The 26438-nt window shown below is 66.8% G+C and carries 24 protein-coding genes and 1 riboswitch; of the genes, 7 read left to right on the top strand and 17 right to left on the bottom strand.

The annotated features are described in order from the left end of the window. Positions 1-91: 91 nt before the first annotated feature. Entirely contained in the window at positions 92-835 is a 744-nt protein-coding gene (locus AB4Y44_RS36890) for a DUF969 domain-containing protein (RefSeq protein ID WP_342920394.1), read from the top strand. Then, positions 832-1785: a DUF979 domain-containing protein gene (locus AB4Y44_RS36885; protein ID WP_342920393.1), complete on the top strand. Its 954-nt coding sequence runs from the start codon at positions 832-834 to the stop codon at positions 1783-1785. Before AB4Y44_RS36890 ends, AB4Y44_RS36885 begins: the two co-directional genes overlap by 4 nt. A gap of 100 nt (positions 1786-1885) precedes the next feature. Here the strand turns inward: AB4Y44_RS36885 and AB4Y44_RS36880 are convergent, their stop codons facing one another. The 11 genes from AB4Y44_RS36880 to AB4Y44_RS36830 form a co-directional block, all read right to left on the bottom strand. Further along, positions 1886-3004: a TraB/GumN family protein gene (locus AB4Y44_RS36880; protein WP_368702261.1), complete on the bottom strand. Its 1119-nt coding sequence runs from the start codon at positions 3002-3004 to the stop codon at positions 1886-1888. A 172-nt stretch (positions 3005-3176) separates the two neighbouring features. Further along, positions 3177-4211: a peptide ABC transporter ATP-binding protein gene (locus tag AB4Y44_RS36875; RefSeq protein WP_368702251.1), complete on the bottom strand. Its 1035-nt coding sequence runs from the start codon at positions 4209-4211 to the stop codon at positions 3177-3179. Then, positions 4208-5206 carry an ABC transporter ATP-binding protein gene (locus tag AB4Y44_RS36870; protein WP_368702250.1) on the bottom strand — a complete coding sequence of 333 codons (999 nt, stop codon included), beginning with the start codon at positions 5204-5206 and terminating at the stop codon, positions 4208-4210. Before AB4Y44_RS36870 ends, AB4Y44_RS36875 begins: the two co-directional genes overlap by 4 nt. Positions 5207-5290: 84 nt before the next feature. After that, positions 5291-6208, bottom strand: coding sequence for an ABC transporter permease subunit (locus AB4Y44_RS36865; RefSeq protein ID WP_342920443.1), 918 nt, complete (start codon positions 6206-6208; stop codon positions 5291-5293). Positions 6209-6262: 54 nt separating this feature from the next. Next, positions 6263-7276: an ABC transporter permease subunit gene (locus AB4Y44_RS36860; protein ID WP_342920389.1), complete on the bottom strand. Its 1014-nt coding sequence runs from the start codon at positions 7274-7276 to the stop codon at positions 6263-6265. A gap of 129 nt (positions 7277-7405) precedes the next feature. Next, the gene (locus AB4Y44_RS36855) at positions 7406-9040 is read right to left on the bottom strand and encodes an ABC transporter substrate-binding protein (RefSeq protein ID WP_368702249.1); all 1635 of its coding nucleotides are present in this window, start codon (positions 9038-9040) and stop codon (positions 7406-7408) included. Positions 9041-9382: 342 nt separating this feature from the next. Continuing rightward, entirely contained in the window at positions 9383-10213 is an 831-nt protein-coding gene (metF, locus tag AB4Y44_RS36850) for a methylenetetrahydrofolate reductase [NAD(P)H] (protein WP_368702248.1), read from the bottom strand. A 52-nt stretch (positions 10214-10265) separates the two neighbouring features. After that, positions 10266-10619 carry a phage holin family protein gene (locus AB4Y44_RS36845; protein ID WP_028203399.1) on the bottom strand — a complete coding sequence of 118 codons (354 nt, stop codon included), beginning with the start codon at positions 10617-10619 and terminating at the stop codon, positions 10266-10268. Between the two features lie 162 nt (positions 10620-10781). Beyond that, positions 10782-12200 (bottom strand): adenosylhomocysteinase, encoded by a 1419-nt coding sequence (ahcY, locus tag AB4Y44_RS36840; protein ID WP_069264292.1) that lies wholly within the window; start codon positions 12198-12200, stop codon positions 10782-10784. A 33-nt stretch (positions 12201-12233) separates the two neighbouring features. Continuing rightward, positions 12234-12341: riboswitch (S-adenosyl-L-homocysteine riboswitch) on the bottom strand. Positions 12342-12425: 84 nt separating this feature from the next. After that, on the bottom strand, positions 12426-13148 hold the full coding sequence (locus tag AB4Y44_RS36835; protein WP_342949222.1) for an LrgB family protein: 723 nt from the start codon (positions 13146-13148) through the stop codon (positions 12426-12428). A gap of 38 nt (positions 13149-13186) precedes the next feature. Next, positions 13187-13615 carry a CidA/LrgA family protein gene (locus AB4Y44_RS36830; RefSeq protein ID WP_035512721.1) on the bottom strand — a complete coding sequence of 143 codons (429 nt, stop codon included), beginning with the start codon at positions 13613-13615 and terminating at the stop codon, positions 13187-13189. A 214-nt stretch (positions 13616-13829) separates the two neighbouring features. Between AB4Y44_RS36830 and AB4Y44_RS36825 the strand changes: the two genes are divergently transcribed. Next, positions 13830-14777: a LysR substrate-binding domain-containing protein gene (locus AB4Y44_RS36825; protein ID WP_368702247.1), complete on the top strand. Its 948-nt coding sequence runs from the start codon at positions 13830-13832 to the stop codon at positions 14775-14777. A gap of 12 nt (positions 14778-14789) precedes the next feature. On the opposite strand, the gene AB4Y44_RS36820 is transcribed toward AB4Y44_RS36825, so the two are convergent. After that, a complete protein-coding gene (locus AB4Y44_RS36820) occupies positions 14790-16418 on the bottom strand; it encodes a GMC family oxidoreductase (protein ID WP_368702246.1) in 1629 nt (542 codons plus the stop codon). Between the two features lie 379 nt (positions 16419-16797). Here AB4Y44_RS36820 and AB4Y44_RS36815 point away from each other — a divergent pair, with 379 nt between their 5' ends. Together AB4Y44_RS36815 and AB4Y44_RS36810 are read left to right on the top strand one after the other, a co-directional pair. Next, on the top strand, positions 16798-18519 hold the full coding sequence (locus AB4Y44_RS36815) for an isovaleryl-CoA dehydrogenase (RefSeq protein WP_368702245.1): 1722 nt from the start codon (positions 16798-16800) through the stop codon (positions 18517-18519). Between the two features lie 82 nt (positions 18520-18601). After that, on the top strand, positions 18602-20044 hold the full coding sequence (locus AB4Y44_RS36810; protein WP_368702244.1) for a coniferyl aldehyde dehydrogenase: 1443 nt from the start codon (positions 18602-18604) through the stop codon (positions 20042-20044). On the opposite strand, the gene AB4Y44_RS36805 is transcribed toward AB4Y44_RS36810, so the two are convergent. From AB4Y44_RS36805 to fliE, 5 genes are all read right to left on the bottom strand, one after another. After that, positions 20022-20435, bottom strand: a complete 414-nt coding sequence (locus AB4Y44_RS36805; RefSeq protein WP_368702243.1) for an EscU/YscU/HrcU family type III secretion system export apparatus switch protein — start codon at positions 20433-20435, stop codon at positions 20022-20024. The two genes, AB4Y44_RS36810 and AB4Y44_RS36805, sit on opposite strands and share 23 nt — an antisense overlap. Next, on the bottom strand, positions 20435-21973 hold the full coding sequence (locus AB4Y44_RS36800) for a flagellar hook-length control protein FliK (RefSeq protein WP_368702242.1): 1539 nt from the start codon (positions 21971-21973) through the stop codon (positions 20435-20437). Before AB4Y44_RS36800 ends, AB4Y44_RS36805 begins: the two co-directional genes overlap by 1 nt. Before the next feature lie 84 nt (positions 21974-22057). Then, positions 22058-22390 (bottom strand): flagellar protein FliT, encoded by a 333-nt coding sequence (locus AB4Y44_RS36795; RefSeq protein ID WP_368702241.1) that lies wholly within the window; start codon positions 22388-22390, stop codon positions 22058-22060. Then, positions 22387-22833 carry a flagellar export chaperone FliS gene (gene fliS, locus AB4Y44_RS36790; protein WP_069264306.1) on the bottom strand — a complete coding sequence of 149 codons (447 nt, stop codon included), beginning with the start codon at positions 22831-22833 and terminating at the stop codon, positions 22387-22389. The genes AB4Y44_RS36795 and fliS overlap by 4 nt, the downstream gene beginning before the upstream one ends. A gap of 144 nt (positions 22834-22977) precedes the next feature. After that, the gene (gene fliE / locus AB4Y44_RS36785) at positions 22978-23313 is read right to left on the bottom strand and encodes a flagellar hook-basal body complex protein FliE (protein ID WP_069264308.1); all 336 of its coding nucleotides are present in this window, start codon (positions 23311-23313) and stop codon (positions 22978-22980) included. A gap of 286 nt (positions 23314-23599) precedes the next feature. Here fliE and fliF point away from each other — a divergent pair, with 286 nt between their 5' ends. Both fliF and fliG read left to right on the top strand, forming a co-directional pair. Further along, positions 23600-25408, top strand: coding sequence for a flagellar basal-body MS-ring/collar protein FliF (fliF, locus tag AB4Y44_RS36780; RefSeq protein WP_368702240.1), 1809 nt, complete (start codon positions 23600-23602; stop codon positions 25406-25408). Beyond that, positions 25398-26393, top strand: a complete 996-nt coding sequence (gene fliG / locus AB4Y44_RS36775) for a flagellar motor switch protein FliG (protein ID WP_042269052.1) — start codon at positions 25398-25400, stop codon at positions 26391-26393. Before fliF ends, fliG begins: the two co-directional genes overlap by 11 nt. Positions 26394-26438 lie beyond the last annotated feature (45 nt).

The raw sequence follows: 26438 nt of genomic DNA, 5'->3' as shown, positions 1-26438 counted from the left end.
GTTCGTAGTTGTGCGAATGGCCGACAGAGCCACGAAGTCAACGCCGCTATCCGCGGCAATCAATGACAAGCCAATACGTTTGGAGATCTACATGCAGAGCACCGTCAACTTATGGCCGCTGATCGGCGTGGCCGTCATCATCGCCGGCTTCTTGCTACGCTTCAATCCGATGCTGATCGTCGCCGCGGCGGCCGTCGTCACCGGTTTCGCCGGGGGCTTCCCGGTCGCGAAGATTCTCGCCGCCATCGGCACCGGCTTCATCAAGACCCGCAACATTCCGCTCATCATCCTGTTGCCGCTCGCCGTGATCGGGCTGCTCGAGCGCCACGGCCTGCGTGAGCGCGCGCAGATCTGGATCGGCAGCATCAAGGCGGCCACCGCCGGGCGCCTGCTGATCGTCTATCTGCTCGTGCGCGAGTTGACTGCCGCCGTCGGCTTGACGGGCCTCGGCGGCCATCCGCAGATGGTGCGTCCGCTCATCGCGCCGATGGCCGAAGGCGCCACCGAAAACCGCTTCGGCAAGCTCTCCGACGCCGTGCGCTACAAGCTGCGCGCCTATTCGGCCGCGACCGACAACGTGGGTCTCTTCTTCGGCGAGGACATCTTCGTCGCGTTCGGCGCGATCGTGCTGATGGTCACGCTGCTCAAGGAAGCGGGCGTTTCGGTCGAGCCGATCCATGTGGCGTTCTGGGGCATTCCGACGGCGATCTGCGCGTTCCTGATTCACGGCTTCCGGCTCTGGCTGCTCGACCGCAAGCTCGAACGCGAACTGGGCGCCATGCGCAACGGGAGCGACGCCAAGGCTGCAAACCGCGCACAGGGAGACGAAGCATGACGCTCACCCTCAACTGGCTCTTCTGGCTGCTCGGCATCGTGCTGCTCATCGTCGGCGGCATGATCGTGATGGACCGCGAGCATCCACGCCGCTTCACGGCGGGCGGCTTCTGGCTGCTCTATGCGCTCATCTTTCTCGTCGGCGACCTGCTGCCCGCCGAAGTCGTGGGCGTGCTCGTGCTCGCCATGGCGCTGATCGCGGGTCTCGGCGGCGTGACGGCCGCGAAGCCCAAGGTGCTTGCGCTCGAAACGCGTATCGCCAGCGCGAAGCGCCTCGGCAACAAGCTCTTCGTGCCCGCGCTCACCATTCCGGTCATCACCGTCGTGCTCACGCTCGCGGCCAGCCATCTCGTATTCGGCGGCAAGCCGCTCATCGACCCGAAGAACGTCACGCTGATCGGCTTCGGCATCGGCTGCGTGATCGCGCTCGTGATTGCCTGCATCATCACGCGCGACAGCGTCGGCCAGTCGATGAAGGAAACGCGCCGCCTCGTCGACGCGCTTTCGTGGGCCGCCGTCCTGCCGCAAATGCTCGGCATGCTCGGCCTCGTGTTCTCGGACGCGGGCGTCGGCAAGGCCGTCGCGCACGTGACGACGTCGTACATCAACATGGACGTGCGCTTCGTCGCTGTCGTCGTGTATTGCGTGGGCATGGCGCTCTTCACGATCATCATGGGCAACGGCTTCGCCGCGTTTCCGGTGATGACGGGCGGCGTGGGCGTGCCGGTGCTGGTGGGCGTGTTCCACGTCAATCCGGCGATGATGGCCGCCATCGGCATGTTCTCGGGCTACTGCGGCACGCTCATGACGCCGATGGCCGCGAACTTCAACATGGTGCCCGCCGCGCTGCTGGAGCTGCCCGACAAGAACGCGGTGATCCGCGTGCAGGTGCCCACGGCGCTGGGCATCCTCGCGGCGAATATCGTGCTGCTGAACGTGTTCGGGTTTTGAAGACACTTACGCATGCGGTTGCAAAAAAACGGCGAAAGCCGGCTTTTTGCATTCAGCCCGCGCGCGAGCGCAAGATGCGAGCGTAAAGGCCCGACCCGGCTCAACCCGGGTCGACGTTGAAGCCACGCTGGCGCAACAGCTGAAGCACGCCTTTAGGTCCGCCCAGGTGCAGCGCGCCGACGGCGACGAAGAGCGGCTTGTTGGGCGCCACGTACTGCTGCATGCGCGAAACGAAGCGCCGGTTGCGCTCGTAGACGATGCGGTTGTCGACCGACGCCGCCACCCGCGCGTCGTGCGAGAGCTTTTCGGTGCGCGCCGATTCCCAGGCGGCGATCGCGTCGGCGTCGCCCACGCGCCACAGGTGCAGGAGCGTCTGCACGTCGGAGACGTTTTGCGCCGGCGTCTGCGCCAGGTCCTGTGCGAGCATCTCGCGCTGCTGCGCGAGGCTCAGGTTCGTGAAGGCGCGCATCTGCTCGCCGAGCGTCTCCAGCCCGACGATGCGGCGGCCCTTCCAGCGCAGGAACACGTTCTGCAGCTGCGCCTCGGTGCCGTACTCGGTCTGCAGGCCGGCGCTCAGCGAGTCGTAGGTTTCCACCAGCAGCGAGGCGAGCCACGGCCGCATCTTGCGGATCTCGGCGAGCGCCTCCGGATTGCCGCGCATGCGCGCCTCGAGTTTCTGCCAGAGCGGATCGGGCAAGAGACCCGGCAGGCAGGGCCGTCTGCACACCCCGTATTTCGAGACGTCGTCCTGGGACACCAGCAGATCGTCGGGGGATAGCTCGAGCGCAAGAATGGGCGACGCGGCGAGCGCCGCGAGAATCTGCGGGCGAAACGGCTGGCCGGGCGGATAGTCGGCAGGGTCGCCCACATGGAGCGTGCCGAGCAGATAGATCGTGAGATTGCCGCGCGTGGCGACATAGAACGGCATGCGCGCAGGCTGGGTGCGCACCGGGCCGCCAGCCGTCGTGCCCGATGCGTAGCTCGGCGCGGCGGGCGCGGCGTGAAAGCCGGGAATGCCGCCGTTCGCGCCGCGCGGCATGGGCACGGCCGGGTGCACCCCGGGCGTGTTGGCGACGGCGCCGCCAGCGACCGCCTGGCCCGCTGCGCCTGCGAGCACGCCGACCGCGAGCGCCAGCGTGAGCACCACGCGCGCCGCAGCGCGCGACGCTTTCTTCAACGCCGCACGCAACGCCACCGCGAATGCCACACCAAAAGCCACACCGAATGTCACACGAACAGCCGTACCCAGCCCGGCCGCCACGGCAAGCGCGGCAGCCGGAATGATTGAAAGGACGGCGGAGAAAACGGTGGAAAAAACAGTGAAAAAGGCGGCACGACGGCCGCCCATCAACTGGCGGCGCGTAGCAATAAAACGACGCGCCGCCGTCGCTTCAGGCCGGCATGGGCCGCCCATCCTCTTCCCCCACCTCCTCCGCACGATGGCAGGATACCTGACGGCCGTCCACTTCGCGAAGAACAGGCACTTCCTTACGACACCGCTCGACCGCGTATGGACAACGTTGATGGAACGTGCAACCAGACGGCGGGTTGAGCGGCGAAGGCAATTCGCCCTCGAGCTTGATCTTCACGCGGCGGTCCGCTTCGAAGATCGCGGGCGTGGCCGAGAGCAGCGAGCGCGTGTACGGATGACGCGGCCGCGAGATCACCGTGTCCTTGTCGCCCAGTTCCGCCACGCCGCCCAGATACATCACCATCACGTCGTCGGCAATGTGTTCGACCACGGCCAGGTTGTGCGAGATGAACACGTAGCTCGTGCGGAACTGCTCCTGCAAGTCCATGAACAGATTGAGAATCTGCGCCTGGATCGAGACGTCGAGCGCGGAAACCGGCTCGTCGGCCACGACGATCTGCGGGTCGAGAATCATGGCCCGCGCGATCGCCACGCGCTGACGCTGGCCGCCCGAGAACATGTGCGGATAGCGCTTGGCGTGCTCGGGGCGCAGGCCGACGATGCGCATCATGTGCGCGATGCGGTCCGCGCGCTCGCTCGCCGTGAGCCGCGTGTTGATGGCAAGCGGCTCACCGAGCGTCTGCTCCACGGTCTTGCGCGGATTGAGCGAGGCGAACGGGTTCTGGAACACCATCTGCACGCGGCGGCGCAGCGCGGCGATTTTCGCGGCGTTGGCGTGCGCAACATCCTCGCCGTCGATCGTCAGCTTGCCCGCGGTGGGCGGCTCGATCATCGTGAGCTGGCGCGCGAGAGTCGATTTGCCGCAGCCGGACTCGCCGACCACGGCGAGCGTGCGCCCGCGTGTGAGCGAGAACGACACGCCGTTGAGCGCCTTCACGGTCCCCGTGCCGAACACGCCGCGTTTGACGGTGTAGTGCTTCTTGAGATCGTCGGCGATGAGAACCTTGTCGTCCTGATGGTCCTGATGAGCCGCGTGTTGCTGGACTGCGTTCATCGCGCGCCTCCACTGGATTGAGTCACCGCCGCGTTCAGCGGCTTGATGCAGCGCACTTGCGCGTAGCCACTTTCATCGGTCACCGCGTCGAGCGCCGGCCGCGCCTTCATGCAGTCATCCACGACATACTTGCAGCGCGGCGCGAACAGACAGCCGCTCGGCCGGTCGTCGCGGCCGGGCACCATGCCGGGCAGCGCGGCAAGCCGCATCGCCCCCTTGTTGTGCTCGGGAATCGCGGCGAGCAGCGCTTCCGTGTAGGGATGATGCGGGCGCGAAAAGATGTCCGGCACGCGGTTCGTTTCGATGATCTCGCCCGCGTACATCACGGCCACGCGTTGCGCGACTTCGGAAACCACGGCCAGATCGTGCGAAATCAGCACGAGCGCCATGCCGCGGTCCTTCTGCAGGCGCACGAGCAGTTCCATGATCTGCGCCTGGATCGTCACGTCGAGCGCCGTGGTGGGCTCGTCGGCGATCAGCAGCTTCGGGTTGCAGGCCACGGCCATCGCGATCATCACGCGCTGGTTCATGCCGCCCGACATCTGATGCGGGAAGTTGTCGATGCGGTTCTTCGCGTCGGGAATGCCGACCTGGTCTAGCAGTTCGATGGCGCGCGCGTGCAGCGCCGAGCCGCGCAGGCCCTCGTGCAGCTTGAGCACTTCCTTGATCTGATAGCCGACGGTGTAGCTCGGGTTCTGGCTCGTGAGCGCGTCCTGGAACACCATGGCGATGTCCTTGCCGACGATGCGGCGGCGCTCATTGCCCGTGGCGCCCAGCAGATCGCGGCCGTCGAAGGTGATCGAATCCGCCGTCACCTTGCCGGGGGCGTCGATGAGGCCCATCAGCGCCATCATCGTCACGCTCTTGCCCGAGCCCGATTCGCCGACGATGCCGAGCACTTCGCCAGGCGCCACCGACAGGTTCACGCGGTCAACGGCGGGCAGGCCGTTGAAGTTCACGGCCAGATTACGGATGGTCAAAAGTTCTTTGTTCATGTCAGTCCTCGCCGGGCCGCCCCAAGAGGACTGACGCCCCCTCGGGGGGCAACGACCGAAGGGAGTGTGGGGGTCGTCTTCATGTCAGGCCATCCGCTTGAGCTTGGGATCGAGCGCGTCGCGCAGCCCGTCGCCGAGCAGGTTGATCGCGAGCACCGAAATGAGGATGGACAGACCCGGCATCGTGACGATCCACCATGCGCTGTCGATGTAGTCGCGCGCCGAGGCGAGCATCGCGCCCCACTCCGCACGGGGCGGCTGCACGCCGAGGCCGAGGAAGCCGAGCGCGGCGGCGTCGAGAATCGCCGAGCTAAAGCCGAGCGTCGCCTGCACGATGAGCGGAGCCGTGCAGTTGGGCAGCACCTGCGAGAACATCAGGCGCAGCGTGCCGGCGCCGGCCACACGCGAAGCGGTCACGTACTCCTTGTGCAGTTCGCCCAAAGCAGAACCGCGCGTGAGACGCACGTAGCCGGGCAGCGCCACGATCGCGATGGCGAGCATGGTGTTCGTGAGACCCGGACCGATGATCGCGACCACGGCCACCGCGAGCAGCAGCGAAGGCAGCGCGAGCAGCACGTCCATGAGACGCATGATCGGCGTATCGGCCCACTTCTCGAAGAACGCGGCGACGAGCCCGAGCACGATGCCCGGAATCAGCGCGAGCACCACCGAGACGCAGCCGATCCACAGCGAGAGCCGCGCGCCGTACATCAGACGCGAGAGGATGTCGCGGCCCGCTTCGTCGGTGCCGAGAATGAACTTCCAGTTGCCGCCGTCGAGCCACGCGGGCGGAATCTTCACGTAGTCGCGATATTGCTCGATGGGGCTGTGTGGCGCGATCAGCGGCGCGAAGATCGCGATGACGATCAGCGCGAGCACGATCACGCCGGCGCCCACGGCGCCCTTGTTGCGCGAGAAGTTCGCCCAGAATTCGCGCAGCACGAGCGCGCGGCCAGAAGGCGGCGTGACGGCGCGAGGCACGGTGTTCTGAATGTCAGCCATCATGCCTCCTGGTGTTGAATGTGGTGTTGTGGGGTTCGCATTTTCATGGCTCGCTTACCTCGTATGTCGAATGCGCGGGTTGAGCACGCCGTACAGCAGATCGACGAACAGGTTCACGACGATCACGAGCGTCGCGATCATGAGAATGCCGCCTTGCACCACCGGATAGTCGCGCCGGCTGATCGCGTCGATCAGCCATTTGCCGATGCCGGGCCAGGAGAACAGCGTTTCGGTGAGCACCGCGCCCGCGAGCAGCGTGCCGACCTGCAGGCCGATCACGGTCACCACGGGAATGAGCGCGTTGCGCAGCGCATGCACGACGATCACGCGCACGGGCGAAAGCCCCTTGGCGCGCGCGGTGCGGATGTAGTCCTCGCGCAGCACTTCGAGCATGGACGAGCGCGTCATGCGCGCGACCACGGCGAGCGGAATCGTGCCGAGCACGATGGCCGGCAGGATCAGGTGGCTCAGCACCGACCTGAACGCGCCTTCGTCGGTGCCGGGCAGGAGCGAATCGATCAGCATGAAGCCGGTCACGTGCGGAATGTCGAATTCCACCGCGATGCGGCCCGACACGGGCGTCCAGCCGAGCTTCGACGAGAACACCATGATGAGGATGAGCCCCCACCAGAAAATCGGCATGGAGTAGCCGGTGAGCGCGGTGCCCATGACGCCGTGATCGACGACGGTGCCGCGCCGCAGTGCCGCGAACACGCCGGCGGGCAAGCCGATCACGAGCGCGAAAATGAGCGCGCAGAGCGACAGCTCGACGGTGGCGGGAAAGCGCGCGAGAAACTCGCCCATCACGCTCGTGTTGGTGATGATCGAGGTGCCGAGATTGCCGTGTACGGCGTGCCAGACGTAGTGCACATACTGCATCGGCAGGGGCTCGTCGAGCCCCAGGCGGTGCATCGCCTCGGCGTGCATTTGCGGATCGACGCCGCGCTCGCCCATCATCACTTCGATGGGGTCGCCCGGAATCAGGTGGATGAGTGCGAACGCAAGGATGGTGATCCCGATGAACGTGGGTATGACCATGCCGATGCGGCGCAATACGAAGCGGAACATGTGGTGTTCCCCCAAAAGCTTGAAATGAAACGCAACCGGCGACAGGGGCTCGTGACCCCGGTCGCCGGACCATTTTCCGCCGGTCCTGGCTGATATGCGGACCGAGCGGAAAGTCTTACCCGATTATCCTTACTGCATGCCCACGCCGTCGAAGCGTGCGTAGCCAAGCGGTTCGATGCGCATGTCGGTCACCTTCTTGCTGACCGGCTGATAGACGGTCGAGTGAGCGATCGGCGAGAACGGCAGTTGCTTCGCGAAGATCTGCTGCGCTTCCTGGTAGAACTTGGTGCGCTGCGCCACGTCCGAGGTCTGACGGCCCTTCTGGATCAGGTCGTCGAACGGCTTGTAGCACCACTTGCCGAAGTTGTTGCCGTTCACGGCTTCGCAACCGAGCAGCGTGCCGAGCCAGTTGTCCGGGTCGCCGTTGTCGCCCGTCCAGCCGATCAGCATCGAATCGTCTTCGCCTGCGTGAGCGCGCTTGATGTACTCGCCCCACTCATACGTGACGATCTTCGCCTTCACGCCGATCTTCGCCCAGTCGGCCTGGATCATCTCGGCCATCAAGCGTGCGTTCGGGTTGTAGGCGCGCTGCACGGGCATGGCCCACAGCGTGATCTCGAAGCCGTTGCCCTGACCCGCCTTCGCGAGCAGCGCCTTGGCCTTTTCCGGATCGTACGCATTGGCCGGCAGGTTCTTGTAGTACGACCACTGCGTCGGCGGCATCGGGTTGGTTGCGAGCTGGCCCGCGCCCTGGTACACCGAGTCGATGATCGCCTTCTTGTTGATCGCCATGTCGAGCGCGTGGCGCACGTCCGCGTTGTCGAGCGGCTTGTGCGTGACGTTGTACGACAGGTAGCCCAGGTTGAAGCCCGGCTGCGACGGCATCGCGATGTTCGGCTCGGCCTTCAGCGGCGCGATGTCGGCGGGACGCGGATAGCTCATCACCTGGCATTCGTCGCGCTTGATCTTCTGCACGCGCACGCTGGCGTCCGGCGTGATCGAGAAGATCAGCTTGGAGAGCTTCACGGCGCCCGGCTTCCAGTAGTCGGGATTGCCGTCGTAGCGGATCGTCGCGTCCTTCGTGTAGCTCCTGAAGATGAACGGACCCGTGCCGACCGGGAACTGGTTGATGTCGGCGGCCTTGCCGGCCTTCATCAGTTGATCCGCGTATTCAGCCGAGAGGATCGAGGCGAATTCCATCGCCATGTTCTGGATGAACGGCGCGTTCGGCTCGTTCAGCGTGAACTTGACCGTGTACGGGTCGACCTTCTCGACCTTCGCGATCAGCTTGTCGAGGCCCATGTCGGTGAAGTACGGGAACGACACCGGGTAGGCCTTGCGGAACGCATTGTTCGGGTCGAGCATGCGGTCGAACGAGAACACGACGTCGTCCGCATTGAATTCGCGCGTGGGCTTGAAGAACGAGGTGGTCTGGAACTTCACGCCATGACGCAGATGGAACGTGTAGGTCTTGCCGTCCGGCGAAACGTCCCACGATTCTGCGAGGCCCGGTTCGACCTTGGTGCCGCCGCGCTCGAATTCGACGAGGCGGTTGTAGACGGTGAACGTGTTCGCGGTGAAGTCGGTGCCGGTCGTGTATTGGGCCGGATCGAAGCCAGCGGGGCTGCCTTCCGAGCAGTAGACGAGCGTCTTGTTCGGAATGCTTTGCGCGGCGTGCGCGAGCGGGACTCCAGCAATCGATGCCGCTGCGAGCGCCACGAGAGACGTCATTCGTGCAGCACGCAACAGTTTGTTTTCTTTCATGTTTCCTCCAGTTCAGTGCCGGCTTGCGCCAGCGTAGCGCGATCTTACACAGCAGGTGCCGCAGTCACAAGCAAGCCAAAAGTCCCGTCGCCTGTGGAAAACGCCGGGTTGACAGGATCGCTTGTTGTCGCATGGTGCGCTGCAACGTAGCTTTGCCCCTTTTTGTTGCGCCGGAAACTGACAATAGCGCGCCGAATTGACGCGCGCTCCCGGGCGGGCCTGAGCGCCTGACCTGGGGCACCCGGAGTAATCCGGATCGCGCTATCCAAAAGAAAACCGCGCGGCCCGGGAGTCCGGTAACCGCGCGGTTCGTCGCCGCCTGGCGGGGCGGGAGCAAGCGCCCTAGAAGCCGAGCCGCTCGCAAATGGCCTTGGTGGCCGGCGCCGCGTTGAGCGTGTAGAAGTGGATGCCCGGCACGCCCGCCTCGACGAGACGGCGGCACAGGTCGGTCACCACGTCGAGCCCGAACGCGCGGATCGACTCGCGGTCGTCGCCGAAGCTTTCCAGACGCTTCGCGACCCAGCGCGGCACTTCGGCGCCGCACATCTCCGAAAAACGCATGAGCTGCGAGTAGTTCGTGATCGGCATGATGCCGGGCACGATGGGAATGTCCACGCCCAGCTTCTTCGCGTCGTCGACGAAGCGGAAATACGCATCCGCGTTGAAGAAGTACTGCGTGATCGCCGAATTGGCACCCGCTTTGACCTTTTGCGCGAACGCTTCGAGGTCGTGGCGCGGCGAACGCGCCTGCGGGTGGTACTCGGGATACGCGGCCACTTCGATGTGGAATGCGTCGCCGGTTTCCTCGCGGATGAAGGCGACGAGTTCCGACGCATAGCGCAGTTCGCCCACCGCGCCCATGCCCGAGGGCAGGTCGCCGCGCAGCGCCACGATGTGGCGGATGCCGTGCGAGCGGTACTCGCCGAGAATCGCGCGCAGGCTCTCTTTCGAGGAGCCGATGCACGAGAGGTGCGGCGCCGCCTCGATGCCCGCCTTCGCGATATCGATGACGGTGTCGAGCGTGCCCTGTTGCGTCGAGCCGCCCGCGCCGAACGTCACCGAGAAAAACTTCGGCTTGAGCGTGGCAAGTTCCGCCCGCGTAGCGCGCAGCTTTTCCAGGCCGTCCGGCGTCTTCGGCGGGAAGAATTCGAATGAGAGTTCGATCGGTTTCATGTTGATGAGGCCAGTGAGGCCGGGCCGCGCACGTGGGCGGCCCGGGCCCGCGTCAGCCGAGGCTGCGGTTGCCGAAAATCAGCGCCGACAGCAGCCACGACACGATGCTGTACAGGATCGAGCCGAAAAATGCCGACCAGAAGCCCGACACCTCGAAGCCCTTGAGGAGCGACGCCGCCAGCCAGAAGCACAGCGCGTTCACCACGAGGATGAAGAGGCCGAGCGTGAGGATGGTCACGGGCAGCGTGAGCACGATCAGCAGCGGGCGCAGCACGGCGTTGATGAGGCCGAGCACGATCGCGACGATGAGCGCGGTGCCGAAACTGCGAATATGGATCGACGGAACGAGCCAGGTGATGATCAGGAGCGCGAGCGCGTTGATCAGCCAGGTCAGCAGCACGGTCATAAGGACTCCTTTTGCGTCGTTGCTTTTGTATCGCCAGGTGCCGGCGGCGGATGCCGCCCGCGATCCCCGCACGTTGCGCGCGCAGGGATTGGGGTCAGCATCCGCTTGACCGCTTAAAGCGGGCTTAAAACGGCAGCCCGCTTTGTATCGCGTTGTATCGGCTTAATAACGATAGTGGTTCGGCTTGAACGGACCGTTCTTGTCGACGCCGATGTACGACGCCTGGTCGTCCGACAGCACGGTCAGGTTCGCGCCGATGCGCGCGAGGTGCAGACGTGCAACCTTCTCGTCCAGGTGCTTCGGCAGCACGTACACCTTGTTCTCGTACTTCTTGCCCTGCGTGAACAGTTCGATCTGCGCGAGCGTCTGGTTCGTGAACGAGTTCGACATCACGAACGACGGGTGGCCCGTGGCGCAACCGAGGTTCACGAGGCGGCCTTCGGCCAGCAGGATCACGCGCTTGCCGTCCGGGAAGATGATGTGGTCGACTTGCGGCTTGATGTTTTCCCACTGGTACTGGCGCGTCGACGCAACGTCGATTTCCGAGTCGAAGTGGCCGATGTTGCAGACGATCGCGTTGTGGCGCATCGCCTTCAGGTGATCGTGGTTCAGCACGTGGTAGTTGCCCGTGGCCGTCACGAAGATGTCGGCCTTGTCGGCGGCGTATTCCATCGTCACGACGCGGTAGCCTTCCATCGCCGCCTGCAGCGCGCAGATCGGATCGATTTCCGTGACCCACACCGTGGCGCCGAGACCGCGCAGCGACTGCGCGCAGCCCTTGCCCACGTCGCCGTAACCGGCCACGACCGCGATCTTGCCCGCGATCATCACGTCGGTCGCGCGCTTGATACCGTCCACGAGCGACTCGCGGCAGCCGTACAGGTTGTCGAACTTCGACTTCGTGACCGAGTCGTTGACGTTGATGGCCGGGAACGGCAGACGGCCTTCCTTCTCCATCTGGTACAGGCGGTGCACGCCGGTCGTGGTTTCTTCGGTCACGCCCTGGATGTGCGAAAGGCGCTTCGAGTACCACTGCGGATCGACGTCGAGGTGCGCGGCGATCGACTTGTAGAGCGCGACTTCCTCTTCGTTCGTCGGCTTGGCGATGACCGAGCGGTCCTTTTCAGCCTTCGAGCCGAGGATCAGCAGCAGCGTGGCGTCGCCGCCGTCGTCGAGGATCATGTTGGCGAACTCGCCGTTCGGCCATTCGAAGATGCGGTGCGAGAACTCCCAGTACTCGTCGAGCGATTCGCCCTTGAATGCGAACACCGGCACGCCGCCCTGCGCGATCGCGGCGGCGGCGTGGTCCTGCGTCGAGAAGATGTTGCACGAGGCCCAGCGGACATCGGCGCCGAGCGCGGTGAGCGTCTCGATCAGCACGCCCGTCTGGATCGTCATGTGCAGCGAACCGGCGATGCGCGCGCCCTTGAGCGGCTGCTGCGCCTTGTACTCTTCGCGGGTTTGCACGAGGCCCGGCATTTCGGTCTCGGCGATATTGAGTTCCTTGCGGCCCCAGGCGGCAAGCGACATATCGGCGACGATGAAATCTTTGGCTTGATCTTGCGGAACTGCGGCGTTCATCACGCCCTCCTTTCTAAAAGTGACTAGAAATTAAAGACGTGAGCGCCGTTTCAGTGCGGTTGATTCAGTGGATTCAACCGGATTGAAGCACTTTCGAGCCTGGCGGGTTACAGAAAACCCGTCGCAACGCTCCTCGAAAGCGAGCCGAGATTGTAGCAAATCGGGATGGCGTCCGCGCGCGTGCGCATTGCCGATAAAAGCGGGCGCGAACGCGCCCGCAGGACTTTAAACCGGCAAGAAACTGAGCGCCGGCGCGAGCAGCACCATCACCACGCCCGCGATCATCATCGTGAGGCTCGCCACCACGCCTTCTTCGCTGCCCAGCTCGCGCGCCTTCGCCGTGCCCACGCCGTGCGCCGCCGCGCCGAAGAGCGCGCCGCGCGCGAGGCGCGTGCGCAGCGGCACGAGGCCCAGCACCAGTTCGCCGAACAGCATGCCGCACACGCCCGTGGCGATCACAAAGAGCGCGGTGAGGTCACGCGGCGCGTGGATCTTGTCCGACACCGCGAGCGCGAACGGCGTGGAGATCGAGCGCGTCATCAGGCTGCGCTGCAGATCGGGCGACAGGTGCAGGAGCTTGGCCAGCGCGAGCGAACCGCCCACTGCCACGATGATGCCGACCGTCACGCCCACGGTGAGCGAGATCCAGTGGCGCCTGAGCAGGTCGCGGTACTCGTAGATCGGCACCGCGAAGGCCACGGTGGCCGGGCCGAGCAGCCACATGAGCCAGCGCGTGTCCTGGAAGTACACAGGGTACGGAATATGGAGCACCAGCACGAACACGCCGAGCACCGCGGGGACCGCGACGAGCGGCGTGAGCCAGGGCGAGCGAAAGCGCGCATAGAGCGCCTTCGAGGCGAAATAGAGCGCAACGGTGAGGATGAAGCAGCCGGCGGCGATGAGCCGCGCCGCGTCGTCGGCGAACAGGGACGAATAAAACGTGTTCATGACGGAATCATCCTCACTCTATTCAGGACGTTGCAGCCTCAAGCCCGCGCCAGATGGCGCGAGTGCCGCGAATCGCGCACGCGGCGCAGCGCGAGGCGCCGCTCGAGCTTCGCGGCCTGTTCGACCGCAAACGCCACGGCCACCATCACCATCAGCGTGCCGCCGACCACGACGAGCGCGAGTCGCCAGCCGTCGGCGCGAAAGAGGCCACCGTATTTCACGGCGGCCACGGCAGCCGGAATGAAGAACAGCAGCATGTCGGAGAGCAGCCAGTCGGCGCCCGCCTTGACCCAGCGCGGCGTGACGCCGCCGCAAAAGAGCAGTGCGAGCAGCAGCACGAGGCCCACCACGCCACCCGGCACCGGCAGGTGCGTGAAGCGCGTGAGGGCGTCGGCGGCATACCAGACGCCTGCGAGCAGCGCCGATTGCACGGTAATGCGGCCGATACGGCGCCCGAAGCTCGCCATGCCGCCCGCTTTACGCTCGGCGTTTTCGGAGACTTTCGCGGTCGCGTTGGAGGTAGTCATGGCAAACCCTAAGTGACACTGGAATGGAAGTCAGTATAGGGTGCAGCGCAGCATAAACATAATGACTTAAGATCATCTGCTACATTCCATATTGGAATGCACCAACTCAGCACCCGGCTGAGCGTGTTTTCTGCACATTTGTGGAGTCCCGATCGTGGAACTGCGCGCGCTTCGCTATTTCATCGAGGTGGTGCGGCAACAGAGCTTCACCGCCGCGGCCGAAAAACTGCATGTCACCCAGCCGACCATCAGCAAGATGGTGAAGGCGCTCGAAGACGAGACCGGCACCCAGCTCCTGCTGCGCGACGCGCGCCAGATGGTGCTCACCGACGCCGGGCGCATCGTCTACCAGCGCGGCCAGGACGTGCTCGCCGCGCAGGCGCAGCTGCAGGCCGAACTCGCCGATCTCGGCACGCTCGGGCGCGGCGAGCTCACCATCGGCATCCCGCCGATGGGCGGCTCGCTCTTCACGCCCGCCATCGCCACGTTCCGCCAGCGCTATCCGAAGATCGAGCTGAAGCTTTTCGAGCAGGGCTCGCGCGCCATTGAAGCCGCGCTGATCTCGGGCGAGCTGGAGCTGGGCGGCGTGCTGCTGCCCGTCGATCCCGCGCTGATCGACGTCCTGCCGATCTCGCACGAGCTGCTGTGGCTCGTCGCGCGGCGCGGCTCGCGCTGGGACAACAAGCTCGCCGTGCCGCTCGGGGAACTGGCCGGCGAGCCGTTCGTGTTCTACGGCGAAAGCCTCGCGCTCAACGACGTCGTGCTCAACGCGTGCCGCACGGCCGGGTTCGTGCCGCAGGTGGTGGGGCGCAGCGGCCACTGGGACCTGATGGCGGCGCTCGTGCTCGCGGGCGTGGGCATTGCGCTACTGCCCGCGCCGTACGTGCGCCGGCTCGACGCCGAGCGCTTCACCTGCCTGCCCGTGAGCGAGCCGCAGATCACCTGGGACATGGCGATCGGCTGGAAACGCAGCGGCTATCTCTCGCACGCGGCGCGCGCGTGGCTCGACGTCGCGCGCTCGGAATACGGCAAGCCCTTCACGTTTCTCGACGACTTCGTGCATCCGCCGGGGATGGAGAAGCAGCCGGGCAAGCCTGGCTGAAGGAGCGCAACGTCAGGCGTCGACACGCTGAGCCGCCGTATCGGGCGCGTACTGCGCCTGTGCGATGAAGTCGGCCGCACGCTCGCCGATCATCACGCTCGGCGCGTTCGTGTTGCCGCCGATGAGTGTCGGCATGACCGAGGCGTCGGCGATGCGCAGCCCCGTCACGCCGCGCACGCGCAACTGCGGATCGACGACGGAACGCGCGTCGCCGCCCATGCGGCAGGTCGCGACGGGGTGATAGATCGTGTCGGCATGGCGGGCGATCGTCTCGCGCAATTGCGCGTCGCTCTGCTCGCCATGTGTGTAGAGTTCGCGGCCGCCCAGCTGCGCCAGCGCGGGCGCGTCGAGTATGCGCCGCGCGAGGCGCGCGCCCTGCGCGAGGGCGTCGAGATCGCGCGGATCGGAGAGAAAGCGCGGGTCGATCACGGGCGCCACGCGCGCGTCGGCGCTCGCGAGCGTGACCGTGCCGCGGCTCGCCGGGCGCAGCACGCACACGTGCAGCGAATAGCCGTGGCCCCAGTGCAGGCGCCGGCTGTGATCGTCGACGAGCGCCGTGCAGAAGTGCAGCTGCAGGTCGGGCCGGTCGAGTTCGGGGCGGCCCTTCAGGAAGCCGCCCGCCTCCGCCACGTTGGTCGTGAGCATGCCGCGCCGCCCCCGCAGATACCGCACGAACCCTGCGGTCATGCGCGCCGCGCCGCGCAGCGAGTAGCCCACGGTGTCGCTCGAACGCACACGCTTGTTGAAGGTGAAATCGATATGGTCGATCAGGTTGCGGCCGACTTCGGGCGCGTCGTGGCGCACCGCGATGCCGAGCGCGCGCAGTGCGTCGGCGGGGCCGATGCCCGAGCACATCAGCAATTGCGGCGAGTTGAACGCGCCCGCCGCGAGGATCACCTCGGCCCGCGCCTGCAGGGTTTCGATCGCGCCGCCGCGCGCAAGCTCCACGCCGCTCGCTCGAGCGCCGTCGAAGCTCACGCGCAGGACCGTCGCGTCGGCGATCAGATGCAGGTTCGGCCGCTCGCGCCCATACAGATACGCGCGCGCCACCGTGCAGCGTTCGCCGCCGCGCTGCGTCACCTGATAGAAGCCGACGCCCTCCTGTTCCTCGCCGTTGAAGTCGTCGTTCAGGCGAAAGCCCGCCTCGCGCGCGGCCTCGACGAAGCGCGCGGCGACCGGATTGCGCTCGCGCAGGTCGGCTACGGCCAGCGGGCCGCCCGCGCCATGCCAGGCACTCGCGCCGCGCTCGTTGTCCTCGGCGCGCAGAAAGTACGGCAGCACGTCGCGCCACGCCCAGCCCGTGCAGCCAAGCTGCGCCCATTCGTCGTAATCGAGCGGATGGCCGCGGGTGTAGATCATCGCGTTGATGGTGCTCGAGCCGCCAAAGCCGCGGCCGCGTGGCTGGTAACCGCGCCGACCGGCGAGTCCCGGCTGCGGCACGGTTTCATAGGCGTAGTTGTTTTTCGTGCGAAACGGGACGAGCGCGGCGACGCCGAGCGGCATGTTGACGAACGGATTGCGCGCCGTGTGCGGTCCGGCCTCGACGAGCGCGATGCTCGCCTGCGGGCAACGGTCGGCCAGCCGGCCCGCCAGCGACGCGCCGCCCGAGCCGCCGCCTACGATGATGTAATCGTATTGCATCGTCTCCGTCTCCCTTGCAGTCCGCCAGCCCCTTGCGAGGCCCCGGCGCGCTATTTGCACGCTCGTTCGTTTTCGGCTTCAATGGCGCATTGTAGGAAGCGTCTGATTCCGAGGTCAGCTTTTATGTCAGAGCATCCCCTCTAAACCTGACAGCGGATCGGCGCCTATGATGGAAGGCGGTTCAGCCGCCAGAGCCGAAACCCGCAAGATTCCAGCAAGCGGCAAAGGGAGCGCTGGAGCGCACAAGAATCACTCACCTCACGGACGCTTCCCATGGAGCGGCCGCTGCGCACGCCTCCCCGTCACGACAGCGAATACAACACGAACGGCCGCGCGTGAAGCACGCCGCACGCAGCAGCCTTGCATCGGAGACAGGCAGATGAACTCGACGGAAGTCACGCATCGCCCCGGCACGACCCACGAAGTGACGAACCAGGCGCCGCCGCTCGCCGACTACAACCTCTTCACCACCGACGCGGCGCTCGGCGAGGCCCTCGCGCGCGCGGGCGCGAACTGGCACCGCGAAACGCTCGCGCGTCATGGCGAGACGCTCGGCAAAGCCGGAACGCTCGCGCTCGCGGACCTCGCCAATCGCCATGAGCCCGAACTGCACACGCATAGCCCGCGCGGCGAGCGTATCGACGCGATCGAATTCCACCCCGCCTGGCACGAACTGCTCGCGCTGCTGCGCGAGCAGGGATTGCATGCGCTGCCGTATTCGGACCCGCAGCCCGGCGCGATGGCCGCGCGCTGCGCAGGCTACTTCCTGCACGCGCAACTCGAATCGGGCTCGCTATGCCCGCTGACCATGACGTTCGCGAGCATCGCCGTGCTGCAGCGCGAACCGGCGCTGTTCGAAACGCTGCGCGCGCCGCTCTACACCCGCGAGCACGACGCGCGCGACCTGCCGCTCGCGCAGAAGCGTTCGATGATGATCGGCATGGGCATGACGGAGAAGCAAGGCGGCTCGGACGTGCGCAGCAACCGCACCGAGGCGCGCCCCGCGGGCATCGAAGCCGGACGCGGCGCGGCGTATCTGCTCACCGGCCACAAGTGGTTTTTCTCGGCACCGCAGTGCGACGCGCATCTTGTGCTCGCGCGCACCACTGAGCACGATGGCCTTTCGTGCTTCTTCGTGCCGCGCTACCGGCCGGACGGCACGAAAAACGCGGTCAATGTGCAGCGCCTGAAGAACAAGCTCGGCAACCGCTCGAACGCGAGCAGCGAAGTGGAGTTCTTCGATGCGTACGGCGTGATGATCGGCGACGAAGGCCGCGGCGTGCCGACCATCATCGAGATGGCGAACTACACGCGGCTCGACTGCGTGATCGGCAGCGCGGCGCTCATGCGCGCGGCGCTCGTGCAGGCGATCCACCACGCCCGTCACCGCAGCGCGTTCGGCCGCGTGCTCGCCGAGCAGCCGCTCATGCAAAACGTGCTCGCCGATCTCTCGCTCGAATCGGAAGCGGCGACGGCGCTCTTCATGCGTCTTGCGCGCGCCTTCGAAGACAGCGCCGAAGCGAAACCCGGCGATACCGACGACACGTTGCTCGAAGCACGCGCCTGGCGGCGCATCGTCACGCCGGCGGCGAAGTTCTGGGTCTGCAAGCGCGCGCTCGCGTTCACGGGCGAGGCCATGGAAGTCTGGGGCGGCAACGGTTACGTCGAGGAAGGGCCGATGGCGCGCTTCTATCGCGAAGCGCCCGTCAACTCGATCTGGGAAGGCTCGGGCAACGTGATGTGCCTCGACGTGCTGCGCGCGCTGGAGCGCGAGGCCGACGCCGCCCAGGCGCTCTTTCTCGCGTGGCGGCGCGACGCGCAGACTCACCCGGTTCTGAACGCCGCGCTCGACCGCCTCTCGGTGCTGCTCAACGGCGCGCCGGGCACGCGCGAGGCGAGCGCGCGGCGCATCGCGCAGCAGATCGTGCTGATCGCGCAGGCCATGCTGCTGCGCGACGGACCGCCGGAGATCGCCGAAGCGTTCATCGCCACGCGCCTCGACGAGCACGACGCCGACTGCGACCGCGTCTTCGGTACGCTGCCTGCGCGCTTCGATCACGCCGCGATCATCGAGCGGGCGTTTCCGTCGCGCCCGGTGTGACACTCAGCGCCCCCGATAAGACAAACCGATTTTTCCGTTCGCCCGCGCGCCAGAGGCGTGGGTGAACCCAAGAGGACCGACCATGAAGCAGGACCTGCCCGAAGACTTCGCCCGCAGCGCCCCCGACGACCCGCGCGCCGCGCTCGACACGCTGCTCGCCGCGCAGCGCGAAGCCTTCCTGCGCGACCCGTTCCCGTCCTGGGACGCACGCGCGCGCCATCTCAAGGCGCTGCGCGACGTGCTGTTCTCGAATCGCGACGCGCTCGCCGAGGCGATGAACGCCGACTTCGGCCAGCGCGCGAAGGCGGAGGTCGCGCTCGCGGAATTCGTCGTCCTCAAGCAGGAGATCGATGCGGCGCTCAGGCACGGCGCGCGCTGGATGAAGCCGCGCCGCAGACCGGTCGGCAAATGGCTGCTGCCCGGGCGCGCGAAGCTGGTGCCGCAGCCGCTCGGCGTGGCGGGGATCGTCGTGCCGTGGAACTATCCGCTGCAGCTGGCCGCGAGCCCGCTCGTGTGTGCGCTCGCGGCGGGCAACCGCGCCATGATCAAGATGTCGGAGCTGACGCCGCGCACGTCCGCGCTGTTCGCGGAGCTGATCGGCAAGACCTTCGCGCGCGATCACGTGGCGGTCGTGAACGGCGACGCGTCGGTGGGCGCCGCCTTCAGCGCGCTGCCGTTCGACCATTTGCTCTTCACCGGCTCGACGCGCGTGGGGCACGAGGTCATGCGCGCGGCGGCCGCGAACCTCACGCCGGTCACGCTCGAACTGGGCGGCAAGTCGCCCGTGATCATCGGCGAAGACGCGCGCCTGAACTCCGCCGTCGACAGCCTGCTGCTCGGCAAGACGCTGAACGCGGGGCAAACCTGCATCGCACCCGACTACGTGCTGCTGCCGCGCGGCCAGGAAGAGGCGTTCATCGCCCGCGCGCGCACGCGCTTCGCGCAACTCTATCCGGACTTCGCGAACAACCGCGACTACACGTCGATCATCTCGGCGCGCCACTTCGAGCGCCTGCAGCGCCTCGCCGACGAAGCGCAGGCGAACGGCGCTCAGCTGCACGCGCTCGGCACGCACGACGCCGCCACGCGGCGCTTCGCGCCCGTCATCGTGACGAACGTCGGCGCGCAGACGGCGCTCATGCAGGAGGAAATCTTCGGGCCGCTCTTGCCGCTCGTGCCCTACGACACGCTCGACGAAGCGCTGCGCTACGTGAATGCGCGCCCTCGCCCGCTCTCTCTCTACCTCTATGCCGACGACGCGCGCACGGTCGAGCGCGTGACGCACGAAACGGTGGCGGGCGGGATGTCGGTGAACGAGACGCTCATGCATATCGCCGCCGAGGGACTGCCGTTCGGCGGCGTCGGCCCGAGCGGCATGGGCGCGTATCACGGCTACGAGGGCTTCGTCACGTTCTCGAAGATGAAGCCCGTCTTCACCCAGGCGCGGCTGAATGCGCGCGGGCTCATCGCGCCGCCCTACGGCAAGCGCGTCGCCTGGCTGATCAAGTTGATGTTGAGGGGTTGAAGGGCAGTGCTGGGCGGGTGCCGGCGATCCTGCGAATGTCGCTGATCTCGCGCGGGGCGCCGCCGGCCGCGGTTGCGGCCGATGCGGCGGCTTGCGCTTGCGCGGCCGCCCTGGCCTTCGCGTCGTTGTCCGCTTCGAGGCGATGCAGCCAGGCGAGCAGTTCGGCCACCGCCTGATAGAGCTGCGGCGGGATCTTCGCGTCGAGGTCCACGCGCATGAGAAGCGAGACCATCTCCGGCGCTTCGTGCACGTAGAGGCCTGCTTCCTTCGCGCGTTGCACGATCATCTCCGCGACGAGGCCGTAGCCCTTCGCGACCACGCGCGGCGCGCCGTCGCCTTCGGGGGCGTCGTAGGCGAGCGCGGCGGCGCTCTTGCGGTGCGTGCGGCTCATCACAACTCCCAGTCGTGGTCGAGGCGGTGGTTCCGCTGATCGGGCGCGTCGGCGCCCGGTCGCGCGGCGGACGCCTCCGCCGCGGCGCCGGCCTGTGCGGTCTGCGCGGCGGATGCGGTGGAGGTGGTTTGTGCGGCGTAGGCACTCGCGGCGCTCGCCGCTCTCGCGGCCTCGGCGGGGCTCGCCGCCGCGCCGCTGCCGATCTCGCGGATCGAGAGCCCCGCGAGCGTGAGCCCGAGCGCTTCGAGCCGCCCGCGCAGCGACTCGCTGTCCGCCGTGAGGCGCGCCGCGCCGCCCGCGTTCGCCTGCTCGCGCACCGCGAGCGTCGAACCCGTCAGCGTGAGTTCCGCGTCGACGGTGCCGAGCTTCGGCAGCGCAAGCGTGAGCCGCGTGCGCCATGGGATGTCGTCGGCGTCCACACCGCCTGCGCCCGGGTGCGGGTCGCGGGCATCGTAGTCGTCCTGCTGGATGCTCCAGTCCACCCGCACGCCCGGCCACGCCTCGCCGTTCCAGCGAAACTCACCGGTCGCGAGCAGATCGAGCTGCTGGCGCACGAGCGGGATCACGGCCGGATGGACCGTCGGCCCGGCGGCCTGCGCGGCGGCCTCGTGCATGGCGGGCAACAGGGTGTCGGCCAGCGTCGCGCGCGCCTGGGCCTGGCTTGCGGCCGTTTCGCCGTGCGCATCGGCCAACCCGGGGAAGGCGCGCGCCAGTGCGGCATTGAGCGCGTTGGCCGCGTTCTGGGCATTGCCCGCTTCGCCGCGCGCGGCGCCCGGCGCGTCGGAGAAGGTCTCGGTCCATTGCACGTCGTCGATGTCGTCGCCGGCCGGGCTCCAGTCGAGCGGCAGTTGCGAGTGCGCACCGAGCAGACGGTTCTGCGGCTCGTCGGCAAGTTCGGCGGGCGAGAGCTGGCCGCGCAACCATTGCGCGAGGTGGGCTTCGTAGAAGAGCCCGCTCGAGCTGACCGTCTGCGCGAGCGACGCCGCGAGCGCGGCGACCGGGCCGGCCTGTGCGGCGGCGGTTTGTGCCGTTTGCGCAGTCTGGGCGGTTTGCCCGGCTTGCGGGTTTTGCGGGGACGCCGTCTGCGCGGAAGCATCGGTTCCGGCGTCGGCCGCTCCGGCCAGCGCCTCGCTGGCCAGACCCTGGGCCGCGAGCGCCACGTCAGCGAGCAGCGCGGCTTGCGCCGCCTGCGCCTGCTCGCCGGCGAGACCCGGCAGCGGCAAGGTGGCCGCGCCGCCGGGCGCCGCCTCGGCGTCGGGGCTGGCCCAGAGCGGCGCGCGGCCCACCACGGCGGGCGTCGCTTCGCCGCCCGAGCGGATGATGGCGTCGAGCGCCAGCGCAACCGCCGAAAGCACGGTCTCGGTCGAGTCCTGCGTACTGCTGGTGCTGGTTGCGGCGTCGGCGAGCGCGGCGGTGCCCGTGGCGAGCGCGGAGACGCCCGTCTGCGCCGCGCCGGAGGCGCTCTGCGGCCCGACCGGCGTGAGCGCCGCGATGCGGCTCGCGAGGAGCGCGGCGGCTCCGGTGTCGATTCCGTTCATGGTGTTCCGGATCTGCGCACGGCGCTGAGCTGCCGGTTCATGGGGCGTTGCGCGCCGTTGCCTCGCGAGGCGCCACGCGCCGCGCTAGCGGGCTCCGTAGATTTCCTGCAAGACCCGCGCAGGCTGCACGGTGCCGTAAAAGAGTGCCGAAAGCCGTGCCATGCAAGGGCTTGCGAGATCGCGAATGGCGGCGTCGTCGGCGAGGATCTGGCGGATCAGCTCGTACTTGCGCGCCCGTTCGGTAACCGTGAGCCGCACCACGGCTTCGGCGTCCTTCAAGGCATCGACGAGGATCCGGTACTCCTCCTGCAAGCCGATCAGATCGTTCCAGTGCGCATCGCGCGCCGCGTGGAGCATCTGCTCCGACACGGCCGCTATCGCTTCGTAGCGGGCGAAGTAGTCTGCTTTTGAAATCATCTCATCAATGAGCCGGACGCTGACGCGGATGCCTGTTCGGCCATCCTCGCCACTTCCGGCGCTATCCCCAACCAGGCTTCTTCGAGCGTAGCCAGCAGTCGATCGACCTCGACCAGCATGGTCTCGCTCTGTTTAATATTGGCTTCCAGCAGGCGCTTCGTCATGTAGCTGTACAGCGCATTCAGGCGTTGGGCGATCTCGCCGCCGGCCTCGACGTTCAACGCGAGCTGAAGTCCGCTCTCGATAATCCGGATCGCCTTGGCGATCGCCTCGCAACGCGGGCCGACGTTGCCGGCCTGCAAATGCATACGTGCCTGCGCGATGGCCTGGCGCGCTCCCTGGTACAGGAGAACGATCAGCTTGTGCGGGCTCGCGCCCATGACCCCCGTTTCGACGCCCACACGTGCATAGGCGTTAGCTCCAGATTGGGCAGGGGAAAACATCGGCGCTTCTCCTTGATACGTTTGGCTTGAATGCGGTCGTCCGACGCGCTGTGCAAGCACGAGCGACGGACTCTTCTAGCCGGGTTATCGGATCGTAGGGGAAGAAGCTTTAGCGCGTTGAGCGGGCGAAGGCTTCGGGCACCGTCACACCTGGATCTGCATGATGTCGGTATAGGCGGCCACGAGCTTGTTGCGCACCTGCAGGCCGAACTGGAAGCCGATGTTGGCTTTCTGCATGTCGACCATGACGTCGTTGAGCGACACGTTGTTCGCGCCCAGTTCGAACGCCTGCGACTCGCCAACGGCCTTCTGCTGGGCGTCGCTGATCTGGTCGAGCGACGACTTGAGCGCCGCCGCGAACCCGCCGGCCGTGGCCGCGCCCGACTTTTCGTCGGCTGCGGTGGGGCCGCCGGCCGCCTGGGTCGCCATCGACTGCATTTGCGCCAAGGCGGACGTGAGCGGGGATACTGGCACGGTCATGTTTGCTCCACGAAAAGGGGACAGCAGGGTATTCCGGGGACGAGCCCCAGGGCCGGAGTGGCAGCGTTTGCGCAGCAATTCTGCGGGCCCGGCCGAGACGGCGCACTGACAGGATGCCGAATCTGGAGGAGAGCATAGCAGCGGGTCTGTTTCGGCAGCCCCGAAACTAGGGGGAAAACCCGGCTCTATTCGCGCAATCGGCTTGCCAGTGGCCCCGGATAATGCGTCACGTGAAAGTCTCCGCCATGCAAGGCGAGACCTGGAAGCCTCCGGAGATACCCGTCGCATGGATTCGACTGCCAATTCTTTGATCAACCCCGACGCCCGCATGGGCCTCGCCACCTCTGGCGCGGGCGCCGCGCCCGGCGCTGGCGCGGGCGCAGGCCTGGGCGGCGCGGATGACCTCGGCGGCGGCTTCGCGCAACGCCTCGGCTCGCTCTCGTCGCTGCGCAACGTGCGCGGCAACCCGCGCGCGCCGCTCATTTTTGCCGTGGCGGTGCTCGTGGCCGTGGTCGCGGGTCTCGTGCTGTGGTCGCGCGCGCCCGACTACAAGGTGCTGTACAGCAACCTGTCGGACCGTGACGGCGGCGCCATCATTACTGCGCTCCAGGCCGCAAACGTTCCCTACAAATTCTCGGACGCCGGCGGCGCCATTCTCGTGCCGGCCGAGCAGGTCAACGAAATGCGCCTGCGCCTCGCCTCCCAGGGCCTGCCGAAGAACGGTTCGGTCGGCTTCGAGCTGATGGACAACCAGAAGTTCGGCATCAGCCAGTTCGCCGAGCAGGTCAACTACCAGCGCGCGCTCGAAGGCGAGCTCGAGCAAACGATCCAGTCGATCGCGAGCGTGAAGTCGGCGCGCGTGCATCTGGCCATTCCGAAGCCGTCGGTGTTCGTGCGCGAGCGCGAAGCGCCCTCCGCCTCGGTGCTCGTGAACCTGTATCCGGGCCGCATCCTCGACGACGGCCAGGTCGCCGCGATCACGCACATGGTGGCTTCGGCCGTGCCGGACCTGCCGGTGCGCAACGTGACGGTGGTCGACCAGGACGGCAACCTGCTCACCCAGAGCGCCACGGGCGTGGGCCTCGACGCCTCGCAGCTCAAGTACGTGCGCCAGGTCGAGCACGACACCCAGGCGCGCATCGACGCGATCCTCGCGCCCCTGTTCGGCGCCGGCAACGCGCGCTCGCAGGTGAGCGCCGACCTCGACTTCTCGAAGCTCGAGCAGACCTCCGAAGCCTACGGTCCGAACGCCAATCCGCAGGCCGCCGCGATCCGCAGCCAGCAGCAGAACATTTCCACGGAAATGCAGCAAAGCGGCGCGGGCGGCGTGCCCGGCGCGCTCACGAACCAGCCGCCGCAGCCCGCCTCGGCGCCCATCAGCGCGCCTGCGGGTGCGAACGGCGCGTCGGCGCCGGTGCCGGTCTCCGATCATCGCGACACCACCACGAACTACGAGCTCGACAAGACCGTGCGCCACTATCAACAGGCGCCGGGCGACGTGAAGCGCCTGTCGGTCGCCGTGATCGTGAACTATCAGCCGAAGGTGGACGCCAGGGGCCACGCCACCATGCAGCCGCTCGACGCGCAGAAGCTCGCGCAGGTCGAGCAACTCGTGAAGGACGCCATGGGCTACGACGCCAGGCGCGGCGACTCGGTGAACGTGGTGAACGCCGCGTTCCAGACCGAAGTCGACCCGAACGCGAACCTGCCGTGGTGGCGTCAGCCCGACATCCTCGCGCTTGCCAAGCAGATTGCGACGTGGCTCGGCATTGGCGCGGTGGCTCTCTTCCTCTACTTCGTGATGGTGAAGCCGGCGCTGCGCCGCGCGTTCCCGCCGCCCGAGCCGGTTGCGCCCGCGCTGCCCGGCATGGCCGACGGCGAGCCGCTGCTGCTCGACGGTCTCCCCGAAGCGGTGCGCATTGGCGGCACCGGCGCGGAAGGCGAAGACAACGCGGAAAGCGAAGCCGCCCTGCTCGCCTTCGAAAACGAGAAGAACAAATTCGAACGCAACCTGGAATACGCGCGCAACATCGCGCGCCAGGATCCGAAGATCGTCGCAACCGTCGTGAAAAGCTGGGTGAACGATGAACGCTGAAGGCGCAACCAAGAGCGCGCTGCTGCTCATGTCGATCGGCGAGCAAGAGGCCTCCGAGGTCTTCAAGTTCCTCGGTCCGCGCGAAGTGCAGAAAATCGGCGCCGCCATGGCGGCGCTCAAGAACGTCAAGCGCGAAGAGATCGAAGTCGTGCTGCAGGAATTCGTCAAGGAAGCCGAGCAGCACACCGCCTTCTCGCTCGACTCGAACGACTACATCCGCAACGTGCTCAACAAGGCGCTGGGCGAGGACAAGGCCGGCGCGATCATCGACCGCATTCTGCAAGGCGGCGACACGAGCGGCATCGAAGGCCTCAAGTGGATGGATTCGGGGTCGGTGGCCGAGCTCATCAAGAACGAGCACCCGCAGATCATCGCGACGATCCTCGTGCACCTCGACCGCGACCAGGCCTCGGAAATCGCTTCGTGCTTCACCGAGCGCCTGCGCAACGACGTGCTGCTGCGGATCGCGACGCTCGACGGCATCCAGCCGCAGGCGCTGCGCGAACTCGACGACGTGCTCACGAACCTCCTCTCGGGCAGCGACAACCTCAAGCGCAGCCCGATGGGCGGCATCCGCACGGCGGCCGAAATCCTCAACTTCATGACGAGCCAGCACGAAGAAGGGGTGATCGAGAACGTCCGCCAGTACGACGCGGAACTCGCGCAGAAGATCATCGATCAGATGTTCGTGTTCGAGAACCTGCTCGACCTCGAGGACCGCGCGATCCAGCTGCTGCTCAAGGAAGTCGAGTCGGAGTCGCTCATCATTTCGCTCAAGGGTGCGCCGCCCGCGCTGCGCACCAAGTTCCTCTCGAACATGTCGCAGCGTGCGGCCGAACTGCTCGCCGAAGACCTCGATGCGCGCGGTCCGGTGCGCGTGTCGGAAGTCGAGGCACAGCAGCGCCGCATCCTGCAGATCGTGCGCAACCTCGCCGAGAGCGGCCAGATCGTTCTAGGCGGCAAGGCAGAAGACGCTTATGTCTGACACCAGCTCCGCGAACAGCCATCGCTCGGCGTACCAGCGCTGGGA

This window comes from Paraburkholderia sp. BR10937, assembly GCF_040965695.1.
Classification (GTDB): Bacteria; Pseudomonadota; Gammaproteobacteria; order Burkholderiales; family Burkholderiaceae; genus Paraburkholderia.
The sequence above is the reverse complement of the archived record's forward strand: the minus strand, read 5'-3'. Positions and strand labels throughout refer to the sequence as shown.

What these genes read in the sequence shown, in the direction of transcription:
- AB4Y44_RS36835 (WP_342949222.1), bottom strand. Translation starts at nt 13,148, where the DNA reads ATGAACACGTTTTATTCGTCCCTGTTCGCCGACGACGCGGCGCGGCTC.
- ahcY (WP_069264292.1), bottom strand. Translation starts at nt 12,200, where the DNA reads ATGAACGCCGCAGTTCCGCAAGATCAAGCCAAAGATTTCATCGTCGCC.
- AB4Y44_RS36885 (WP_342920393.1), top strand. Translation starts at nt 832, where the DNA reads ATGACGCTCACCCTCAACTGGCTCTTCTGGCTGCTCGGCATCGTGCTG.
- AB4Y44_RS36890 (WP_342920394.1), top strand. Translation starts at nt 92, where the DNA reads ATGCAGAGCACCGTCAACTTATGGCCGCTGATCGGCGTGGCCGTCATC.
- AB4Y44_RS36830 (WP_035512721.1), bottom strand. Translation starts at nt 13,615, where the DNA reads ATGGCGAGCTTCGGGCGCCGTATCGGCCGCATTACCGTGCAATCGGCG.
- AB4Y44_RS36855 (WP_368702249.1), bottom strand. Translation starts at nt 9,040, where the DNA reads ATGAAAGAAAACAAACTGTTGCGTGCTGCACGAATGACGTCTCTCGTG.
- AB4Y44_RS36815 (WP_368702245.1), top strand. Translation starts at nt 16,798, where the DNA reads ATGAACTCGACGGAAGTCACGCATCGCCCCGGCACGACCCACGAAGTG.
- AB4Y44_RS36865 (WP_342920443.1), bottom strand. Translation starts at nt 6,208, where the DNA reads ATGGCTGACATTCAGAACACCGTGCCTCGCGCCGTCACGCCGCCTTCT.
- metF (WP_368702248.1), bottom strand. Translation starts at nt 10,213, where the DNA reads ATGAAACCGATCGAACTCTCATTCGAATTCTTCCCGCCGAAGACGCCG.
- fliF (WP_368702240.1), top strand. Translation starts at nt 23,600, where the DNA reads ATGGATTCGACTGCCAATTCTTTGATCAACCCCGACGCCCGCATGGGC.
- AB4Y44_RS36845 (WP_028203399.1), bottom strand. Translation starts at nt 10,619, where the DNA reads ATGACCGTGCTGCTGACCTGGCTGATCAACGCGCTCGCGCTCCTGATC.
- fliG (WP_042269052.1), top strand. Translation starts at nt 25,398, where the DNA reads ATGAACGCTGAAGGCGCAACCAAGAGCGCGCTGCTGCTCATGTCGATC.
- fliS (WP_069264306.1), bottom strand. Translation starts at nt 22,833, where the DNA reads ATGTTTTCCCCTGCCCAATCTGGAGCTAACGCCTATGCACGTGTGGGC.
- AB4Y44_RS36805 (WP_368702243.1), bottom strand. Translation starts at nt 20,435, where the DNA reads ATGAGCCGCACGCACCGCAAGAGCGCCGCCGCGCTCGCCTACGACGCC.
- AB4Y44_RS36795 (WP_368702241.1), bottom strand. Translation starts at nt 22,390, where the DNA reads ATGATTTCAAAAGCAGACTACTTCGCCCGCTACGAAGCGATAGCGGCC.
- fliE (WP_069264308.1), bottom strand. Translation starts at nt 23,313, where the DNA reads ATGACCGTGCCAGTATCCCCGCTCACGTCCGCCTTGGCGCAAATGCAG.
- AB4Y44_RS36810 (WP_368702244.1), top strand. Translation starts at nt 18,602, where the DNA reads ATGAAGCAGGACCTGCCCGAAGACTTCGCCCGCAGCGCCCCCGACGAC.
- AB4Y44_RS36820 (WP_368702246.1), bottom strand. Translation starts at nt 16,418, where the DNA reads ATGCAATACGATTACATCATCGTAGGCGGCGGCTCGGGCGGCGCGTCG.
- AB4Y44_RS36800 (WP_368702242.1), bottom strand. Translation starts at nt 21,973, where the DNA reads ATGAACGGAATCGACACCGGAGCCGCCGCGCTCCTCGCGAGCCGCATC.
- AB4Y44_RS36870 (WP_368702250.1), bottom strand. Translation starts at nt 5,206, where the DNA reads ATGAACAAAGAACTTTTGACCATCCGTAATCTGGCCGTGAACTTCAAC.
- AB4Y44_RS36875 (WP_368702251.1), bottom strand. Translation starts at nt 4,211, where the DNA reads ATGAACGCAGTCCAGCAACACGCGGCTCATCAGGACCATCAGGACGAC.
- AB4Y44_RS36860 (WP_342920389.1), bottom strand. Translation starts at nt 7,276, where the DNA reads ATGTTCCGCTTCGTATTGCGCCGCATCGGCATGGTCATACCCACGTTC.